At 50.5% G+C, this 17,707-nt stretch carries 14 protein-coding genes; all 14 read right to left on the bottom strand.

Features of this window, described 5'->3' with window-relative positions; genetic code table 11:
- Positions 1–2 precede the first annotated feature (2 nt).
- On the bottom strand, positions 3–3,950 hold the full coding sequence (locus tag GNP95_RS19400; protein WP_155612502.1) for an S-layer homology domain-containing protein: 3,948 nt from the start codon (positions 3,948–3,950) through the stop codon (positions 3–5).
- Positions 3,951–4,269: 319 nt separating this feature from the next.
- Positions 4,270–5,391 (bottom strand): glycosyltransferase family 4 protein, encoded by a 1,122-nt coding sequence (locus GNP95_RS19395; protein WP_155612501.1) that lies wholly within the window; start codon positions 5,389–5,391, stop codon positions 4,270–4,272.
- A 114-nt stretch (positions 5,392–5,505) separates the two neighbouring features.
- The gene (locus GNP95_RS19390) at positions 5,506–6,201 is read right to left on the bottom strand and encodes a WecB/TagA/CpsF family glycosyltransferase (protein ID WP_155612594.1); all 696 of its coding nucleotides are present in this window, start codon (positions 6,199–6,201) and stop codon (positions 5,506–5,508) included.
- 71 nt (positions 6,202–6,272) lie between these two features.
- A complete protein-coding gene (gene csaB, locus GNP95_RS19385; RefSeq protein WP_155612500.1) occupies positions 6,273–7,448 on the bottom strand; it encodes a polysaccharide pyruvyl transferase CsaB in 1,176 nt (391 codons plus the stop codon).
- Positions 7,421–9,442 (bottom strand): DUF5693 family protein, encoded by a 2,022-nt coding sequence (locus GNP95_RS19380; protein WP_330163523.1) that lies wholly within the window; start codon positions 9,440–9,442, stop codon positions 7,421–7,423. The genes csaB and GNP95_RS19380 overlap by 28 nt, the downstream gene beginning before the upstream one ends.
- 209 nt (positions 9,443–9,651) lie before the next feature.
- On the bottom strand, positions 9,652–11,370 hold the full coding sequence (locus GNP95_RS19375; protein ID WP_155612499.1) for a phospho-sugar mutase: 1,719 nt from the start codon (positions 11,368–11,370) through the stop codon (positions 9,652–9,654).
- A 79-nt stretch (positions 11,371–11,449) separates the two neighbouring features.
- The gene (gene fabZ / locus GNP95_RS19370) at positions 11,450–11,872 is read right to left on the bottom strand and encodes a 3-hydroxyacyl-ACP dehydratase FabZ (RefSeq protein WP_155612498.1); all 423 of its coding nucleotides are present in this window, start codon (positions 11,870–11,872) and stop codon (positions 11,450–11,452) included.
- A gap of 279 nt (positions 11,873–12,151) precedes the next feature.
- Positions 12,152–12,352 (bottom strand): DNA-directed RNA polymerase subunit beta, encoded by a 201-nt coding sequence (locus tag GNP95_RS19365; RefSeq protein ID WP_155612497.1) that lies wholly within the window; start codon positions 12,350–12,352, stop codon positions 12,152–12,154.
- A 12-nt stretch (positions 12,353–12,364) separates the two neighbouring features.
- Entirely contained in the window at positions 12,365–13,183 is an 819-nt protein-coding gene (locus GNP95_RS19360) for a flagellar hook-basal body protein (RefSeq protein ID WP_155612496.1), read from the bottom strand.
- A gap of 12 nt (positions 13,184–13,195) precedes the next feature.
- Positions 13,196–14,077 (bottom strand): flagellar hook-basal body protein, encoded by an 882-nt coding sequence (locus GNP95_RS19355; RefSeq protein ID WP_155612495.1) that lies wholly within the window; start codon positions 14,075–14,077, stop codon positions 13,196–13,198.
- A gap of 86 nt (positions 14,078–14,163) precedes the next feature.
- A complete protein-coding gene (gene mreB / locus GNP95_RS19350; protein WP_330163529.1) occupies positions 14,164–15,162 on the bottom strand; it encodes a rod shape-determining protein in 999 nt (332 codons plus the stop codon).
- Positions 15,163–15,404: 242 nt separating this feature from the next.
- Entirely contained in the window at positions 15,405–15,689 is a 285-nt protein-coding gene (spoIIID, locus tag GNP95_RS19345) for a sporulation transcriptional regulator SpoIIID (RefSeq protein ID WP_213593589.1), read from the bottom strand.
- Positions 15,690–15,874: 185 nt separating this feature from the next.
- Positions 15,875–16,618 (bottom strand): M23 family metallopeptidase, encoded by a 744-nt coding sequence (locus tag GNP95_RS19340; protein WP_155612493.1) that lies wholly within the window; start codon positions 16,616–16,618, stop codon positions 15,875–15,877.
- Between the two features lie 76 nt (positions 16,619–16,694).
- On the bottom strand, positions 16,695–17,707 hold a 1,013-nt coding region (gene spoIID / locus GNP95_RS19335; protein WP_230873917.1), incomplete at its 5' end, for a stage II sporulation protein D.

Genomic DNA, 17,707 nt, shown 5'->3' with positions numbered 1-17,707 from the left:
AACTAGCTTAAGTTTTTAGGGAAAATCTTCGTACTCTTCTTAAGAAGCTCTACCGTAATCTTCCCTGCTTCTGCGCGGGTCATCGGGCTCTTAGGATTGAAGTTAAGCGAACTCTTCTTCTGTCCTGGAACGGTAACCGGCGTACCCGTCATAATCTTGGCTTTATAGACAGCCTGCACTGCTGGACGGGCATAAACATCGATCCGCGACGAATCCATAAATGTCTTCGCTAATGAGGATTGCAGCTTAGTGTCGTTAGCATCAAGCTTCAGTCTCAACGCTCTGGCAATCATAATCGCCGCCTGCTCTCTAGTCAGGTCTTCGTCTACTCCGAAATAACCTTCGCCAAGGCCAGAAATGATACCAGCCCTTGCAGCTGTTTCAATATAGGCATAGGACCACGTATTGGTCTTCGCCGCTGGAACGACGTCAAAGAACGTTTGATTGTCGTCATAGTTCAATGGTAGATTCAATCCCTTGACCAACAGTGTGGCGAATTCGCCGCGTTTGATCGTATCGTCTGTACCAAACGAATCGGAACGTAGTCCATTGTTCATCATGATACCTTTGGAGTATAGGGCATTCAACACTTCACGCGCCCAGCCATGGTTGGTGATGTCTTTATAGCTGCTTCTCAGCTTCATGACTTTATAGTAACCAAATTGATCAAATGGAACGGTGATGGTTCCTTTCTTCGTATCCACTTCACCGCCGATATTCTCCCATACACCGCCGTCCGTCAAACGGAACACTGTAATAGCCGTACCAGCAGCATCAACTACGTTAGGATCAAACGCCAGCGTTAATTCACCGCGTTGAGACGGCTTCAATCTGCGGGTTGCATCTACTCCCATAAAGCTGATCGGTTCATGGCTATCCGTGGATGGATACGAATACCACGAGGAATATGGAGGCAATCCGTTCATGGAAGGTGAATTGCCAAGCTCGCCGACTCCGCCGCTGATCCAATAAATGTCGGACACTCTGATAAAGTTGAATGTGTTTGCATTCATGTTGAACAAGCTGACTTCATAATCAGGCTTGCCGATTTTGCGATATCCGCTATCTTCTCCGCTAAGCGGATCAAAGATAATGTTACCATAGTCGTTTCTTCTTTCGACAACGCCGTCCGTCGGATCTGCAATCCCGAACAACAGCTTGTTGTCTGGATAGAACTTCACAACCGTATTTTTAGGTACTACAGCATTCTGCAGCACGGTTCCTTTAGGGAAAGACAATTCCAATTTCTTATTAAAGACACTGTATTTATTGCTTACTTTCTCTGCCATGAATTGCGAGTCTATGGCAACGGCGCTTGCATAGTAAACTCTAACGTCCGTACTGGACTTAACACCGTTACGATCAATCTCAATTTTAATCGTGGTCCAGCCATCCTTCTTCAGGCCGACATAATCCAGGACAAAGCGGCTAGTTGCATCAGCTGGCAGATCCGTGCGCTTCATCGCCTGTTCCTTGCCGATTTTCACGCTCGTCGCGCCCTCTGCTTCGATATCAAAGCGAACGAAGTTGCGGTTCACGATAATATCATTGCCGACGGTAGGTTGAGGTGCCAGAATACGGAACGCAGATACTTCACGCTTCACTTCCAGCTTTTGTGATGTGCGTGAGCCTGTTCTGTTGATCAAATCCAGGTTGTAAATATGCGCTGCTGAAATATCCTTGTCAAACTTGATGTCCCGGATCCGGAAAATAAAGTTGTTCTGGTCCCCGGAGAAGTCGTAAATCAGGCCATTGCTGCCATAAGTAGAACCAACATGGTGATTGTTAGCCTGATTCGTATCAATATCAAAGCTGAACATGAGCGTCGACCCGCTATAAAGCTCGACTCTTTCAGCGCCGCCTCCATGAAGAACTAGATCATAGCTCGTTCTGCCCGTGGCAAATCCTTCATCCGTTGGTGTAAAGTCTGTAGCCTGCTCAAAAATTTTGCTTAAATTGTTGCTGCCAAAATTCTCATAGAATACAGGACGATCCGTGCTAACCACCGGTGCGGCAACAGGGATAAACTTCTCTATCGTAGAAACGTTCGTATCGATAATAAAGAAGCGGATTGTCTCTGTAATTTCCGTTGGCGTAGTTCCCGTAGGATTCGCCCCCGTCGTTTTACCTTTTAACACAATAGTGTTCTGACCGTAATACAGCGGCCCATTATTATCTACGTTAAAATCAAGCTTAAACGCACCTGAAGTTTCATTCAGCCAGTTCCCTTGGTTGCCCGGCAGCTGTTCTACGCCGTTCACAAAGACCTGGTTGTAGAAGTTATGCGTAGATGTCCCGTCATTTCCAAAGCCGATATATTGGCCGTTTAACGAAATGACTCTCCCTGTAGACGAGCTTGAATCCAGCTGAATTGTCTGGCCGTCAAGCAAATCTGTCACGTAAATTCTGCTTCTTGAAACATAGGAAATATAAGCGTTGTAGTAAGCATCTACAGAACCATCAAAGTAAAAGCGTACTTGCTGCGTACCGCTCGAGAAGCCTGACACCTTATAAACAGCCTGGTTCGTCAATCCGCCTGGTTGAGCTGCATAAGTTAAAGTGACATCTCTCGTGCTTAGTGGTAGATAGGTTCCCTTCAATGCCGGCGTGCTTCCAATCGGCGCATCGCTTTCGACCAGGATGTAGAACTCAGAAGAACTTACCTGGGAATTGTTAAGCGGCTTCTTGGTAGCCAAGCCGTAGTTTGCAGTATTGCCGTCATAGCCTTCCAGTAAATACATGTTTTTAATCGTCATTTGCCCTGGCAGATATTTAAAGGAAGCCCGTTTGCTCGCTTCATATCTGTCCGTCGGGGAAGGACCGTAAGTAATCGCTACTTCAATATTTTGCAGACCGGTGCCGTCAAACGTAAAATCGCCGTTCGTCGTAAATGTGACCAAGCGATAAGTTGGCGTCTGCCCATCAGCTCCCGGAATGATCAAATCCTCTGAAGCCGTTGCCGTCAGCGAAACAGGGGCGGTCCCGTTTACTTCCACAAATAGTTCATTGTTTCCGTCAAACGGAACAGACTTATATGGAATCAGCACTTGACCGGTCAGAGCCGCGCTATCCGGTGCCTGGGCAACCGAAGGGATAGTTTGACCCAATAGATCAATTGGGTCGGCATAAGCCGAGTGCTTCAGACCGAGCTCTACGAAAGGCTGATTCTCGTCAAAGAAATACAGCTCTCTGGTCACCGTAACTTTACTCGTCTCGTTCTCAACAGCAATCGTTAGCGTATTCAAGCCTGGTTTAAGATCTATATAGCTGGAGAAAAACTCCTTTTGGCTATCGATCAGCGTCGCTTGTTGACCGCCGTTGCCATCGCCAATATCAAGTGTGATTTTCGTGGCATTTTCATAATTACCTCTAACGATAATCCGGCTGTTAGAGACGACTGCTCTTGCATCTTCATTTAAGCTGACCGGGCTGGAGCCGCCTCCCGGATACAAGACATTGGCACTCACCAAAGTTGGAACCCGGTCATATAAAATATAGAACGTATCGGAACGTTTATTATTGCCCTGGCTCCCGGAGAATGTAACCTTGTTGTAGCCAGAGAACAGGCGGAGATTAACCGAGAAACGATTATTCCCGTTATCCGTGATTCTGTCCGTGATGATCCGAGTGCTGTCAGGAGCCCAACCGCCGGAAGACGTCGAGTTCAGCTGCTGAACTGTTACCTCCAGATCGGCGCTTACCTGATTATAAGTCCCATCTACCAGAAAGTTTTCAGTAGACGAAACGCGGACGCTTTGTCTGCTTAATCCCAGTACCGGGTCAGTACTGTTCAAATCTAGCGAGTTTGTGCTTTGAAGCTTAAGGTCATCTGGAATAAAGTAGGATGGCGGTGTCGCCGCCTCCACAGTTTGTGTCAGGCCTACTGGAACAAGTCCAATAATTAAAGACATTAAGGCCAGCCACACGAATGACTTTTTAAAGCGCTGCATGCAGTAATCTCTCCTTTGCTTTGGTTTGCATTTGTAAATAGTGCTGGATCGCCCCTATTCATCACATATTTTAATTATCGGTGCCAAACCCTTAAATATTTAGAAGATACGCAAAAAGTATTTTACACTTTCTTTCATTTCTACAAATTATCCACTCTTTCAGCCTGGAAAGAACCAATAGAAGGTCTGCCGAGAACATAAGCAATTGAACAAAAAAAAGACAACCTTGCCATGCTTCTGCATGTGCACAGGTTGTCCAGTCATAAAATGTTTATCAGTTATACAATTCCAAAAGCCTCGAAAAATAGCAGTTCCCTCATTACTTCGAGCCGCGTTCCGCATTGGCCTTCATACGCAGACGGGCAAAAAAATCAAGCAGCGGGCGCTTGGTCTTGCCGATCAGCCCGATGACCTCGGCGCCGATTTGCAGGAAGAAGACCATGATGCAGATGACGACGAACGTAACCCAGTTCGCATTGTACATCGCTGCCGACGATTGAATAATGGCCAGCACCCCGAAGAACGCCGCGATACCGTAGATGATCAGCACCGTCTGACGATGGGAAAATCCAAGCTCGCGAAGACAATGATGCAAATGGCCTTTATCCGGTGAAAAAATTGGCTTCTTCTGCACCCAGCGGCGCACGATGGCAAACAGCGTATCTGATAAGGGTACGCCGATCAAGATGAGCGGCGTCAAGAACGATACGATCGCAATCTGCTTAAAACCGAGGAGCGAGAGCAGCGCCAGGCTAAAGCCCAAGAAGAGCGCACCTGAATCACCCATGAATATTTTGGCCGGGTGAAAATTGAAATACAGAAATCCGATAATGCTGCCAAGCAGAAGCAGGCACAGCAGCGCCACAACATCATTCCCCATAAGAAAGGCCATGACTGCAATCGTGCCAATAGCAATCGCCGATACCCCTGCCGCCAAGCCGTCCAGGCCGTCAATCAGATTAATGGCGTTCGTGACGCCGACGATCCAGAGAATGGTGAACGGGATAGCGATCCAGCTCTCTACCGATGAATATGAATGAAAAGGAATATTGGCGAATTCCAGCTTGATATCAAAACCGAATACGACAACACACGCCGTAGCAATTTGCACAAGAAACTTCAATTTGGCAGACAGATCGAAGCGATCGTCCAGCGCGCCAAGCAGCAGAATCATCGTCCCGCCAACCAAAAACGCTTTAACGAAGTTCGCTTCACGCACGGAGAATGCTTCCGGAATAAACGGGAACACGATAAAAAAAGCAACGATAAATGCCAAATATATTCCCAGTCCGCCCAATCTCGGCATGACTTTCGTATGCACCTTCCGCGCATTAGGAACGTCCACGGTGCCCGTCTTAACAGCAAACTTCTTGACGAGCGGCGTCAAACCCAGCGCCAGGCCGAGCGACACAACAAACCCGATGATGTATATTAGCCACATGTAAAATTCAACCCCCAATTGTTATACCCGGAATGAATTATACTCTGTTTAAAAGTAAATCACCAAGTCCGTAAAAAAGCAATATTGCGCCTAATTCCTCCAAAAGTCACTTATTTACCGCGATTTCGTAAGATTTCCTCTCTCACGCAGCACGCGTACTGCGAATTTCGGCAGCGCAAGCATTCTACGGAACCGGGTTGGCTCCTTTATCAGGCGGTATAACCATTCAAGCCGAAGCTTCTGGAACACCTTTGGGGCGCGTTTGGTCCGGCCGGATATGACGTCGAAGCTGCCGCCCACGCCCATCATGACAGGCACGGCAAGACGCTGCTTGTGTTTAGCGATCCATGGCTCCTGTGTATCCGCCCCGCGAGCAACAAACAGGAGATCCGGGCTGGTTCTGCGAATTCCCTCTATAACCTCATCATCCTGCTCCGGGCCGAAATATCCGTCCCGATAGCCTACAATTTCCGTTCCCGGATATTGCATCTTGAGCCGGTTCGCCGCCTCTTTCACGACTTCCGGGCTCGCCCCTAGCAAATAAACTCTCCAGCGATGACGCTCTCCTTCCTTCATCAGCTCATGCAGAAGGTCAAAACCCGCCACCCGTTCCGCGACCGGATCGCCGCCGACACGCGACGCCCACACCACACCCGAGCCGTCGGGCACAATCAGATCCGCTTGCTGCATCATTTGCTTATAGGAGGGATTCTCCAGAGCGGCCATCACCATAATCGGGTTTGCGGTAATCACTTGATGCGGTTTGCGGGCGGATATCGCGCCGGTCAAATATTGAACGGTCTCCTGCATCCCCCATTTGGAAAAAGGAATCCCAAAAATCGTTACGATGTTGTTATCGCCTTCCACGCCAATGCTCTCCCTTACTTTCGTAAATATTCCACGATTCGTTTTGCCGGAAGCTGCGCCTCTCGCCGTAATGCCTCAAGCTGTGCCGCATGCGATGCGAGCCAGCCCTCCCGGTCGGACAGCAGCCGCTCGCTCTGGGCGGCTACGATGCGATGATCGAGATCAGCGCTGCTCCCCACAGGAACACTGCCAAGCCGGCCGAGGAAATGATCAATTTTGGGATCATACGAGATGCCCAGCATCGGCACATTTTGCGAAGCCGCATAGATGAGGCTATGAAGCCTCATCCCGATCAACAATTCACATCGGCTCACTTCCTCCAGCATCTCCAGCGGAGTCTCGCTCTGGGGCGCGATGCTGATTTCGCTGCCATGATCCCCGGCATGACTTAACATGTTCATCACGAAGCGGGAAGCTTCATCATCACCTGGGTAATGAAACGGCAGGAACCGAATGTGCAGAGCCATTCTGCTTAGCAGCGCATCCAGGCCTTCAGCCAGCTTCATCAGCTCTGTCCGCTGCGGATTCCAGAAACGGACGGAGACGCCAAGAACCGGAAGTTCTCGCTTACCGGAGGCGGCTGCTCCTTCTTCACTTCCCGCTACCCTACCGAAGCCCGATACTGCATTGTCTTCCCTTGAATCTGCCCCAGGCAGAGATAACCCCATGACCGGATCGGGAACGACTTCGATCATGTTCTTGGGAATGCCAATATCGCGCAGCAATGCCGATGATTCGACATCGCGGACAGAGACGTACTCACAGCGGCGATATACCGAGGCGATTAAAGGGCGGAACATTCTCCGATTCACCGGCCCGATCCCTTGAGCATAGACGAAGGTCGGCTTCCGCAGCCACTGCGCCAGCTTGACGATACCCAAATAATAGGGAATCGTCTTTACCCCTGTCGCATCCTGCAGCAGGCTACCCCCGCCGCTAATAAGGCCGCTGCTATTCTTGATAGCGTCCCTTACTTCACTAAATTTCATCCGGTGTACGGCCTTGACTCCGTAGGTCCGCTCCGTCCATTCCGGATCGATCGACAAGACGACAGGTTCGATTCTAAGCCCTTCCGCCTCGCTCTCTTCCCGAAGAGCGTTCAGAATCGACTGCAGCACGGCTTCGTCCCCGATATTCCGAAAACCGTAGTAACCAGAAATAACTATGGTTTGAGAAGACGTGGCGACCATTTCTCCCAGCACCTTTCAAGGATATACCATACCAGCAAGGCCAACAGTCCAAAGATCAAGCCTAAACCTAATCCCAGCAACCCGCGAATAAGCGAGAGCACGGCTGGCGTATGAATATGAGCAAAGGTATCGACCATCGACAGCTGACCGATGACCGCAACAATCATCGCGTACAGAGCCCAGCGGTAACGCAGCGCCGCAAAGATACCTACAATAAATAATGGATGCGCGAATAAAAACTCTTTATTTCGCGGCCTAACGCCAAATGTATTCTCCAGCATTGACCGGAATGCCGCTTCTCCCGGAAGCGGAGTACCTGCATTCCCTGTGCGAGACAAATAATAGAACGCGGCTGCACCAAGCACGACAGCTCCTACAACCATCACGAGAGTGATTGGCATGCGCATCCAGGCCCGCAATTCCTGCACCAAGTTAGTACCCTTATACAACATGATATAAACAGCAACCAAGAAGATCGGAGCCAAATGAAGCAGACTAACCCCGCGGAACTGGTTGAGTACCAAGCTGTAGGTAATGTTATTAAGCAGGGCTATGATAAATGGTACCGCGGACAACGATAGTACCGCCGTTTTGAAATACAGCACCAGCGAATGCGACAGCCTGCGGCCCGCAGACATACTTGGGATTGCCTGACTCAGATCCCTGACCTTGCGGATCGCCAGAATCATTGCAACCGTCGGTGCACTGATGGCCACAAATAAAGCGAGAGCCTGTTCCAGCAAAGTAGGCTTCAAAACGTATAATCCCGCCGAACCGACCAATCCGAGCAGGAATGAGCCCAGCGTCAGCGATGGGGCGAAAATGGACACCAGAAGCGCCACGAAAGCTACGCCGCCTACGATGACGACGCCCTTCAAGTAAGTCTGCCAGGAGCTATCCACCACTTGAAAAGCCTCCGCCTGTCCTAACTCAAAGCCGTTATCCTTCACACGCTGTGCCGCATCCCCCGGCTCAAGAAGCGTATGAATAATATTGTCGAGAGGGTTCGTTACCGCACCTTTCTGCAAGTCTTTGCTTGGAGCGGCATTGAAGTAAATCATGCGAATATTCCGGTCCTTAGTTGCAAGCGCGATCTTGTCGGCAACGACCATCCTATCCAAATTCACATCGGTATCGGACAGCGAGAACAGACGTACGGCATTATAGCCGGTCAAATATGCGATTTTATGGAAACCTTTAGGCTGTACCTTCATATTCTCGATAACGACGATGCCGAGTTCATGCTTGTTCAGCAGCGCTGCCATCGTCTCGACGCTGTTCTTATCCTCATCCTCGCGGTAGCCTTTAACGCCTTCACCGTCGAGCATAATCCGTTTTACCCCGTTATCTTTATAAAAAGACAGCAGCTTATCTACATCTTCTTCATTAAATGGAACATTGTCGCTAAGCCGCGGTACGATATTGAAGCCTTTGTCCCGCAGCATAGCAAAAGCGATCGGGTCCGTTCCCAGAAGCGGTTTAAGGACTGCATCTTCGGGTCCCGCTGTAATGATCAACCCGCCTTGCTCCCCATATTGCCAAGGGGATGTTGCAATATCCAAATCGCGCAGCCCTTTCTCAATCAAAGGTCTAAGCTGCCGGTCATTCTCTTCGTTCGTAAACGCGATATACGTATAATTTCCATTCTCGGCGATCACGCCCTGATTCATCTTAGCTACATCTGCAGACGTAAACAGCATGATTCGGCGCGCTTTGGACAGTTCATCCAAAGTCGTCTCGAACATGGCCATCGAGCCAACCCCGGCATTCTTCAAGCGGTCAAGCTGCTCGTTCATGAATGCGGCTGGGTCGGCCTGATATGACGCTACCTCCAACAATCCGCGATAATTAAATACAAACTCTACCTTCTTCGCCGATGCTTCCGTCTGAATGCGCTGATAAATGACCGGCAAAGAAGCAACGATGCCAATTACGACTAATATCCACAACCATTTGCGGGAAGCATTGTTCCACCGCGGCCAACCTTGGATCACAAAGGTACCTCCTCAATATGAATCCCGCCCCTGCCGGTTCGAATCCCGCATAGGCGGGATCCTTCCGGGATAGGACAAAATCAAATCCGTTCTCGCGATACGATCGCGATTAATTTCAAAACAATCGTACATGCACCAGTTTAAATTGCCATAGGCATTCTGCTCTACATATCATGCATCAGTACAACAATGGCCATCAACCCTCAAATTTAGGCATCAGCGCGATTCAGCACTTCTTCCTGGATGCGCTCCAGCCGAGCCGCAGCATCCGCACCAGAAGTGCCCCGCACCGCGAAATAAAATTTAATCTTCGGTTCCGTGCCGGACGGACGAAGACAGAACCACGAACCGTCCTCAAGTGAAAATTTCAATACATTTTCCTTCGGCAGCCCGTAAAGACCAAGGGAAAAGTCCTCTACCTTGGTTACCGGGATATCCCCGATAACTTGCGGCGGCTCGCTCCGAAACTTCTCCATCAACGCAACGATCTGCGCCAAACCATCTTTGCCCTTCAACGTCCGCGACACTAGCGATTCGCGGTAATAGCCGAATTTCGCGTACAATTCCTCCAGCACATCGACCAATGATTTGCCTTGCTGCTTATAATAAGCTGCAGCTTCGCAAATAAGCGTGGAGGCGACGATTGCATCCTTGTCGCGGGCATAATTTCCAGCCAGATAACCGTAGCTTTCCTCATAGCCAAACAAATATGTGTAGTCCCCGGACTGTTCGAATTGATCCATTTTCTCACCGATATATTTAAATCCGGTCAGTGTATTAAACACCTCGGCTCCATAATAGCGAGCGATTTCCGCTCCGAATTCACTGGTAACGATTGTTTTGACAATCGCGCCATTGCCTGGCAGCTCGCCGGCTTCCTTCATTTGGCTCAAAATATAATGAACAAGAATTGCACCGGACTGATTACCAGTCAGAACCTCATATTCGCCAGCTGCGTTTTTGACCACAGCGCCCATCCGGTCCGCGTCCGGATCCGTGCCGATTAAGATATCGGCCCCCACTTGCTCTCCCAGTTCAATCGCCAGCTTGAAGGCTTCCCTTTCTTCCGGGTTTGGCGACTTCACAGTTGAGAACTCTGCGTCAGGCTGCTCCTGCTCCTTGACGATATGAACCTGTGTAAAGCCCAATTTATCCAATACACGCCGTACTGGGATGTTCCCCGTTCCGTGAAGCGGCGTAAATACTACTACTACGTCTTTGGCAGCGCCCGTTGCCAGCAGCTCTGGATTCAGGCTCACGCCAGCCACCGTATTGAAAAACGCTTCATCCTCTGCTTCGCCTAACCAAACGAGCAGCCCTTTAGCTTCGGCCTCTTCTTTTGTGATACGCTGTACTTGCTCAAAGGAAGTAAGCCCTTTAATATTATCGATGACCTGCTCTGCCTCATGCGGAACAAGCTGGCCGCCATTAGCGTTGTATACTTTATAACCGTTATATTCCGGCGGATTGTGGCTCGCCGTGATCACAATCCCCCCGGTTGCTCCGACATGGCGAACCGTGAAGGATAACTGCGGCGTTGGGCGAAGGGATGGGAACAGCTTTGCTTCGATTCCGTTGCCAGCCAGCACCAACGCGGCTTCCAGCGCAAACTCCGGGGAGAAATGGCGGCTGTCATGTGCAATGACAACCGACGGACGTCCTTCTTGATTCCCATGAACCTTGAGCAAATACTGGGCCAACCCTTGCGTCGCGCGTCCGACTGTATAACGGTTCATCCGGTTGCTTCCTGCTCCGATGACGCCGCGCAGGCCGCCGGTTCCGAATTCCAGATCCCGATAGAAGCGATCCTCTAGTTCCGCAGGATTAGAAGCTAATGCTCTCAGCTCCTCCTTCGTCGCTTCGTCGATGGATGGATCATCCAGCCAGCTCTTCACTTTCTCTTCAACGCTATGACTCAATTCAGCCATGGTTACAAACTCCTCCTTAGACTATCTCTATAAAATATACAGGCGCCGCTTACTGGCCGCTAATTACTAAATCCCTTGCTTAAGAGAGCGCAAACATGATCTCGCCTTCGGCTACGACCTTGCCTTCAACTGAAGCTACGGCCCGCCCTTTGCCGATGGAGCCTTTAAGCCGGATAATTTCTACCTCAAGACGCAAGGTGTCGCCTGGAACGACCTGTCCGCGAAAACGGAAACCGTCAAGCCCGGCAAGAAATCCGATTTTGCCGCGGTTGCTCTCGACATTCAGAATCGCTGCCGCCCCAACCTGAGCAAGCGCCTCCGTAATAAGCACACCCGGCATGACCGGATACTCTGGAAAATGTCCTGCGAAGAACGGCTCGTTCACCGTGACGTTCTTGATGCCGACAGCCCGCTTGCCATCCTCCATTTCGATAATCCGATCCACCAGCAGAAATGGGGGACGGTGCGGAATGATTTCTTGGATTTGCTTCGAATCTAACATATGTACTGCTCCCTTCATTATTCTTTTCATTCGCCCTGCCGTATAAAAACGGCGGGGGACGGCCAAACTGTAATTATCCTTCGCCTCTGCAGAAGCGAGGGTTAAGATAAGGGGCTGATCCATCAAGGCAAAATGCCGAAATGTGATCAAGCCCTTTTGATTGTTCTTCTGGCATATAGCACCCCCATCATTATACATTTTCCGCTTTAAAAAAGAAAACTCCCGATTTCCGGGAGCCTTTCGTCATTTTTTGCAATTGTCTCATGATTTAGCACCTTGTTAAGGAGCAAATACTAAGTCAAACACATGTCTCCATGTACTCCATTCCAGGACGTCGCTGAAATCCTGCTTACCGAGTACGACATAACCTACAACTGCTCCTCCAAACAGTGCCAGGCCAAGGAACAGCAGGATGAGAAAGATCCGCAGGAGTATGATCCAGCCGGAACGTTTCTTAACCGGTTTCTTGTCTTGCCTCATGAAATTCTCCACCTATCCGCGCAAGTTATTGGCCAAATTCATCATCGTATCACTGGAAGTTAGCGCGCGTGCAGCAAGCTGATAAGCTCGTTGCACCTTGAGCATTTCAGCCATTTCATTTGCCAAATCGACATTGGAGTTCTCAAGGACACCCTGCCGAATCGTCGCCTGCTCTTCCTCAGGAAGATCGGAAGTAGCGGCAATTATGCCTTCCCGCACTCCCGGGGGTAGTACAAATAGACTGCTGTCCTTCTGGATCAGCGCATCGGGACGCAACGGAGTCACTAGTCCGATGCGGCCGACCTCTGTTTCAACTTCTCCGTCCACGGCGATAATGTTCCCCGCCCCGTCAATGTGCAGCTTCGAGCCGGTAGGAACCTCGATCAGCTCGCCTTCTTCATCCAGCACCGGGTGTCCAAGGCTTGTGACAAGATATCCCATAGCCTGGTCCTCAGGGTTAGGCTGGACAGAGAAATTTCCCGCCCTGGTGAATCCGACTTCTCCATCCAGGGTTAGCACCTGGAACATTGCATTACCCTCAATAGCCAGATCCGTCATGTTGCCGGTCTCCTTCAGGGTGCCCTGTTTAAAGTTGACCGAGAGTTCCGACATGCGGGAGCCAAAGCCCATGCTCAATCCAAGCGGAGTAGCACGTCCGCCGAGCTGGAAGTCGGAAGACTGCTGCATCACACTGTTCAGCGTATCTTGGAAAGCGGCTTCCTTTCTCTTATATCCGGCAGTATTGACGTTAGCCATATTGTCGGCAATCATGTCAAGACGCTGCTGAATTCCGTTCATGGATACCATGGCACTGATCATTGAGTTATTCATGTGGCCCTCCTATTATACACGGCCGATTTCGTTAACCGCTTTTTCCAGACTTCTATCGTAAAATTGAATCATTTTCTGATTGGATTCATATGCCCGCTGTGCTGCCATCATATCGACCATCGACTGGGCAAGATTGACGTTAGAGCCCTCTATGTAGCCTTGCTGCACCTGTACCGCGTCGTCTTCCTGAAGCGCACGGATTCCCGCCGCCTCCTCATCCTGAACGAGGTACACGCCGTTTCCATCACGAAATAGCGCCTGCGGCCGGGTAACGACCGAAATGCCCATCTGAACTTCAATCGCCTCGCCATTGATTTGCAGGTTGCCCTGTGGGTCGATCTGCAGCGACTCGATCGGCTGATCGTAGCCGAGAACAATCGCATTTCCTTCCGAATCAAGCACCTGGTAACCTTGCATGGTGCGCAGCGCGCCGTCAGGATCAACATAAAAACTTCCGTCACGAGTATAACGAACATTGCCGCCTGTGTCCATCACTGAAAAAAATGCCGCCGGGCGATAAATGATCTCGCCGTCTTCAGTCACGTATTTCCCCGAGGCGTCAAAAGGAATAGGCTCCCCTGTTGCAGGGTCATCTAAATTTATATTAGAAATGAGGGCGAAATCTGAGTTCTTCCCCGTCTCCGTCAAGTCGCCCTGCATATAAGATGGCAGACTCTCCTCCACAAAAACCCCGGTATTCAGCTTCCCGATCCGCCGTGTGCCCAGCGTACTGTCGCCTACGAGCGAAATAAGCATTTCGGGAAAAGCACGCGATACGCTGTTCATCTGCTTATAACCCGGTGTATTGATATTTGCTATATTCTGCGTCACCGTATCATGGCGTCTTTGCTCCGTAATCATACCGGAAGCAGCGGTGTAGAGCCCTCTTAACATGGGACAACCTCCAAACTTGTTTAGCTTGTCTGCTTGGATCTCCTATGAAACCCAAACGACTTATCTCATAAATATATATCGGCGAATCAGAATTTTTTCTTAATAACTTTATCCAAATTATCAAGCATCATCCCTGTGCCTTTGACGACGCAATGCATCGGATCTTCCGCGATGAGCACCGGCACGCGGAGTTCCTCGGACAACAGCTCGTCCAATCCGTTCAATAGGGCGCCTCCGCCAGTCAGAATGACACCCCGGTCGATAATGTCCGCAGACAGCTCTGGCGGTGTCCGTTCCAATACCGATTTTGCTGCGGCAACGATTGATGCGACAGGATCCGACAAAGCCTCCTGCACCTCCCTTGAGGTGATCGTGACCGTCAGCGGCAGACCGGATACCATGTCCCTTCCGCGGATGTCCAGCTCGGCCAGCGCTCCCGACGGATGAACCGTACCGATAGCAATTTTGATGTCCTCCGCCGTCCGTTCTCCAATCAGCAGCTTGTACTTCGATTTAATATATTTAATGATGGCGGTATCAAATGTGTCCCCTGCGATTTTGATCGACGAAGCCGTGACGATGTCCCCCATCGAGAGCACCGCCACATCCGTCGTCCCTCCGCCGATATCGACCACCATGTTACCGCTCGGCTCATATATGTCCATGCCTGCGCCGATGGCTGCCGCCTTCGGCTCTTCCTCCAGAAATACATCTCTGGCACCGCTATGCTCAGCAGCTTCGCGAATCGACTTTTGCTCTACAGACGTAATATTCGTTGGCGCACAAATAAGAACACGGGGGTGGCTGTACCAACTTTTTCCGCCGACCCGGTTAATAAAATGCTTCAGCATCGTTTCCGTAATTTCAAAATCAGCAATGACGCCGTCTCTTAGCGGACGAATCGCAACGATATTTCCCGGCGTGCGCCCTACCATGCGTCTTGCATCCTCGCCGACGGCAAGCACCCGCTTCGTGTCGCTTTCTATCGCTACGACGGACGGTTCGTCGAGAACAACCCCTTTTCCTTTCACATGAATCAATACATTTGCTGTACCTAGATCAATACCGATATCCTTGCCCATTATTCCGATGCTCCCCCAAAGCGTATTTTGTAAATCATGGAAAACGATGCGTTAAGTATATGGTAAATGTTTCCCTGTCATTACTCCGTTATTATTCGACAAAAACTTCGACTATTCCTTTATATTTCGGGATTTATAGATAAAAATCCGCTTTTCCATGCCATATTTAAAAATACCATACTTTGGGGGATGTGTTCAATGATAATCCTGCCGCTCTACATTGCCTTTCGATTGCCCTCAGCGGGTTATTTTACCGATCCGATGGCTTCGCGTTTCGTCTGCCCTTTCTTTTTATACTTGATTTTGGTCGCCTCTCCTCCACGGAGATGGCGGATCGACTTATGATATTCGAGAATGTGCTTCACCTGATCTGCCAAATCCGGATTGATTTCCGGAAGACGCTCGGTCAAATCTTTATGCACCGTACTCTTGGATACGCCGAATTCCTTGGCAATCGTCCGAACCGTGTGCCGAGTCTCCACGATGCAGCGTCCTATTTTAATCGTTCGTTCTTTGATGTAATCGTGCACGCTCCCGCCTCCCTACTCGAGATAGTTTGGTACATTATATGAGGGGCGTGCCCATATATTCACGGTTTCGGAGGCCTGACAAGCCCGGACAAGGCCATTTATTTTACAACAAAGGATCCAGCAGCAAAAAAAGCGGGGAGCTATGAAGCTCTCCGCCTTTTTCTCTAGACCTGATAAACAGGAATTTAATTTTTGGGAAGCACGCTAACCGGGTTGAGCAATTCGCCGTTTTCATATACTGCGAAATGCAAGTGGTTGCCAAGATCCTTCTCCATTTCATTGCGGCCGGCATTAGCAAGGACATCGCCCTGCTTCACCTCTGCCCCCTGCTTTACCTTAATGTCAGTCAGGCTCTCGTATACAGTCTTCAGGTTGTTTGCATGGGTAATTTCCACAACATAGCCGAGCAGAGGATGCTCTTCAACCCGGGTTACTTTGCCGGCGAGCGCGGCCTTGACCTCAAATGGCTGGTCATCCTCGCGAGCCAAATCGATGCCGGTATTCGGTGTAAAGGTATCCTTATACTCGACCATCGCCGCTTGATGATCCTCCGCTGAACCTTCCTTCTCATAGAAAGGCTTTACGATCGACACTTCGGAAACGTTGGCCACGGGCCAGATCAAATCCTCCGTGTTTGCTGTTTTTGCGGTATCCGTTTTGTCAGAAACGTTGTCACGCATCAATTCGTCATCGGGGAGCTGGACGGTGTCGGTTACGCTGGCGGGGGTCGATTCCATAGGCTTGCGGCCTGCATCCTGATAGACCCACACTAAGGTTAGTATAATTGCCGCTGCCGCCACATATGCTGCCGGGTACACCCATCTCTTGGACAATACTTTTTTCCATGCGGATACCGGAGCTTCCGGCTCGCCCATAATATTTTTGGGAGATTCCTCATGGGGCTGATTTTTTGGTTTTTGTTCATTCATTGGTATCACCTCAATAACCAGTGTTACCGAGGGTGACTCTTTTATACTTCCATTATAGTAATATTTCAAAAAATAATTAGTGTTCTAACCAATCAGATGCCTGCGCAAATGATATACCGGTGTAATAGTGTTTGAGAATTTGCGTCGTCGTGTATCCCTGCTTCGCCATCCCCTGGGCTCCCCATTGACTCATGCCGACGCCGTGTCCGTTGCCGTACGTCGTAATCTTGACGTCGTCTCCGTCCAGAGTCATAGCAAACTGGGCGGAGCGCAGGCCTAGCCTCTCCCGCAGCTCACGTCCAGTGAAGGACTGTCCGCTAATATGAATCGTTTTGACATTATGCCCTGCCGTATAGGATTTAATTTGAAAAAGCGCCGGCGCCGCTGCTTGGTCAGCTAGGGAAGCCGCGGCAGGCAGGCCAGATTCCTTAAGTCCAAGCTTATTGAACAACTCGCTCAGCGGGATGGTTACCGTCTCTTTAAAAGACGGATTGACGCTTTTATCCCACGGGCTGGGCACGCTGCGCAGATAAGGCAGCTTTAGGGACCAATATTCCTCTGAATTCTCGGTATACCCGCCGCTGGCAGAGAAGAAGGTAGCGGTGATCGGCTTGCCCTGGTAGGTCATGATGATCCCCTTCGTTTGCTCTACCGCCCGGCGCAGCTTGGCCAGCTGGTCGCTCTTGCCGAGCTCGATCCACTTGTCCAGCTCTTTGCTGGACAGATAGGCCTGATGATCGACCGAATCAACGACGTCCGCTCCTGGCACGGGAACTCCGCTGCGATCCCCTTCCGCCAGGCGGCGGACGATAAACGTCCGCGCGGCAATCGCCTGTGCCTTCAGGGCTTCGAGCTCGAAGTCTGCCGGCATTTCCGCTGCAAGCACGCCGGTCACGTACTGCTCGAACGGCAGCGTCTCGATATCCCCGGTCTTCGTCAGGTAGACGCTGACCGAGGGCAGCTCGCTGGCGGCTGCAGCCGGGAGCCGGACCGCGGGCGGTACCGCCGCCACAGCGCTGCCCGACCCGGCTGCGCTGGCCGGCGCGGCTGCGGCGGGCTGCCCGGCAGCGCTCGGCGGCGGTGCTGCCG

Source organism: Paenibacillus woosongensis (assembly GCF_009725165.1).
GTDB lineage: Bacteria > Bacillota > Bacilli > Paenibacillales > Paenibacillaceae > Fontibacillus > Fontibacillus woosongensis.
This window is presented reverse-complemented; position numbering and strand designations above follow the sequence as displayed.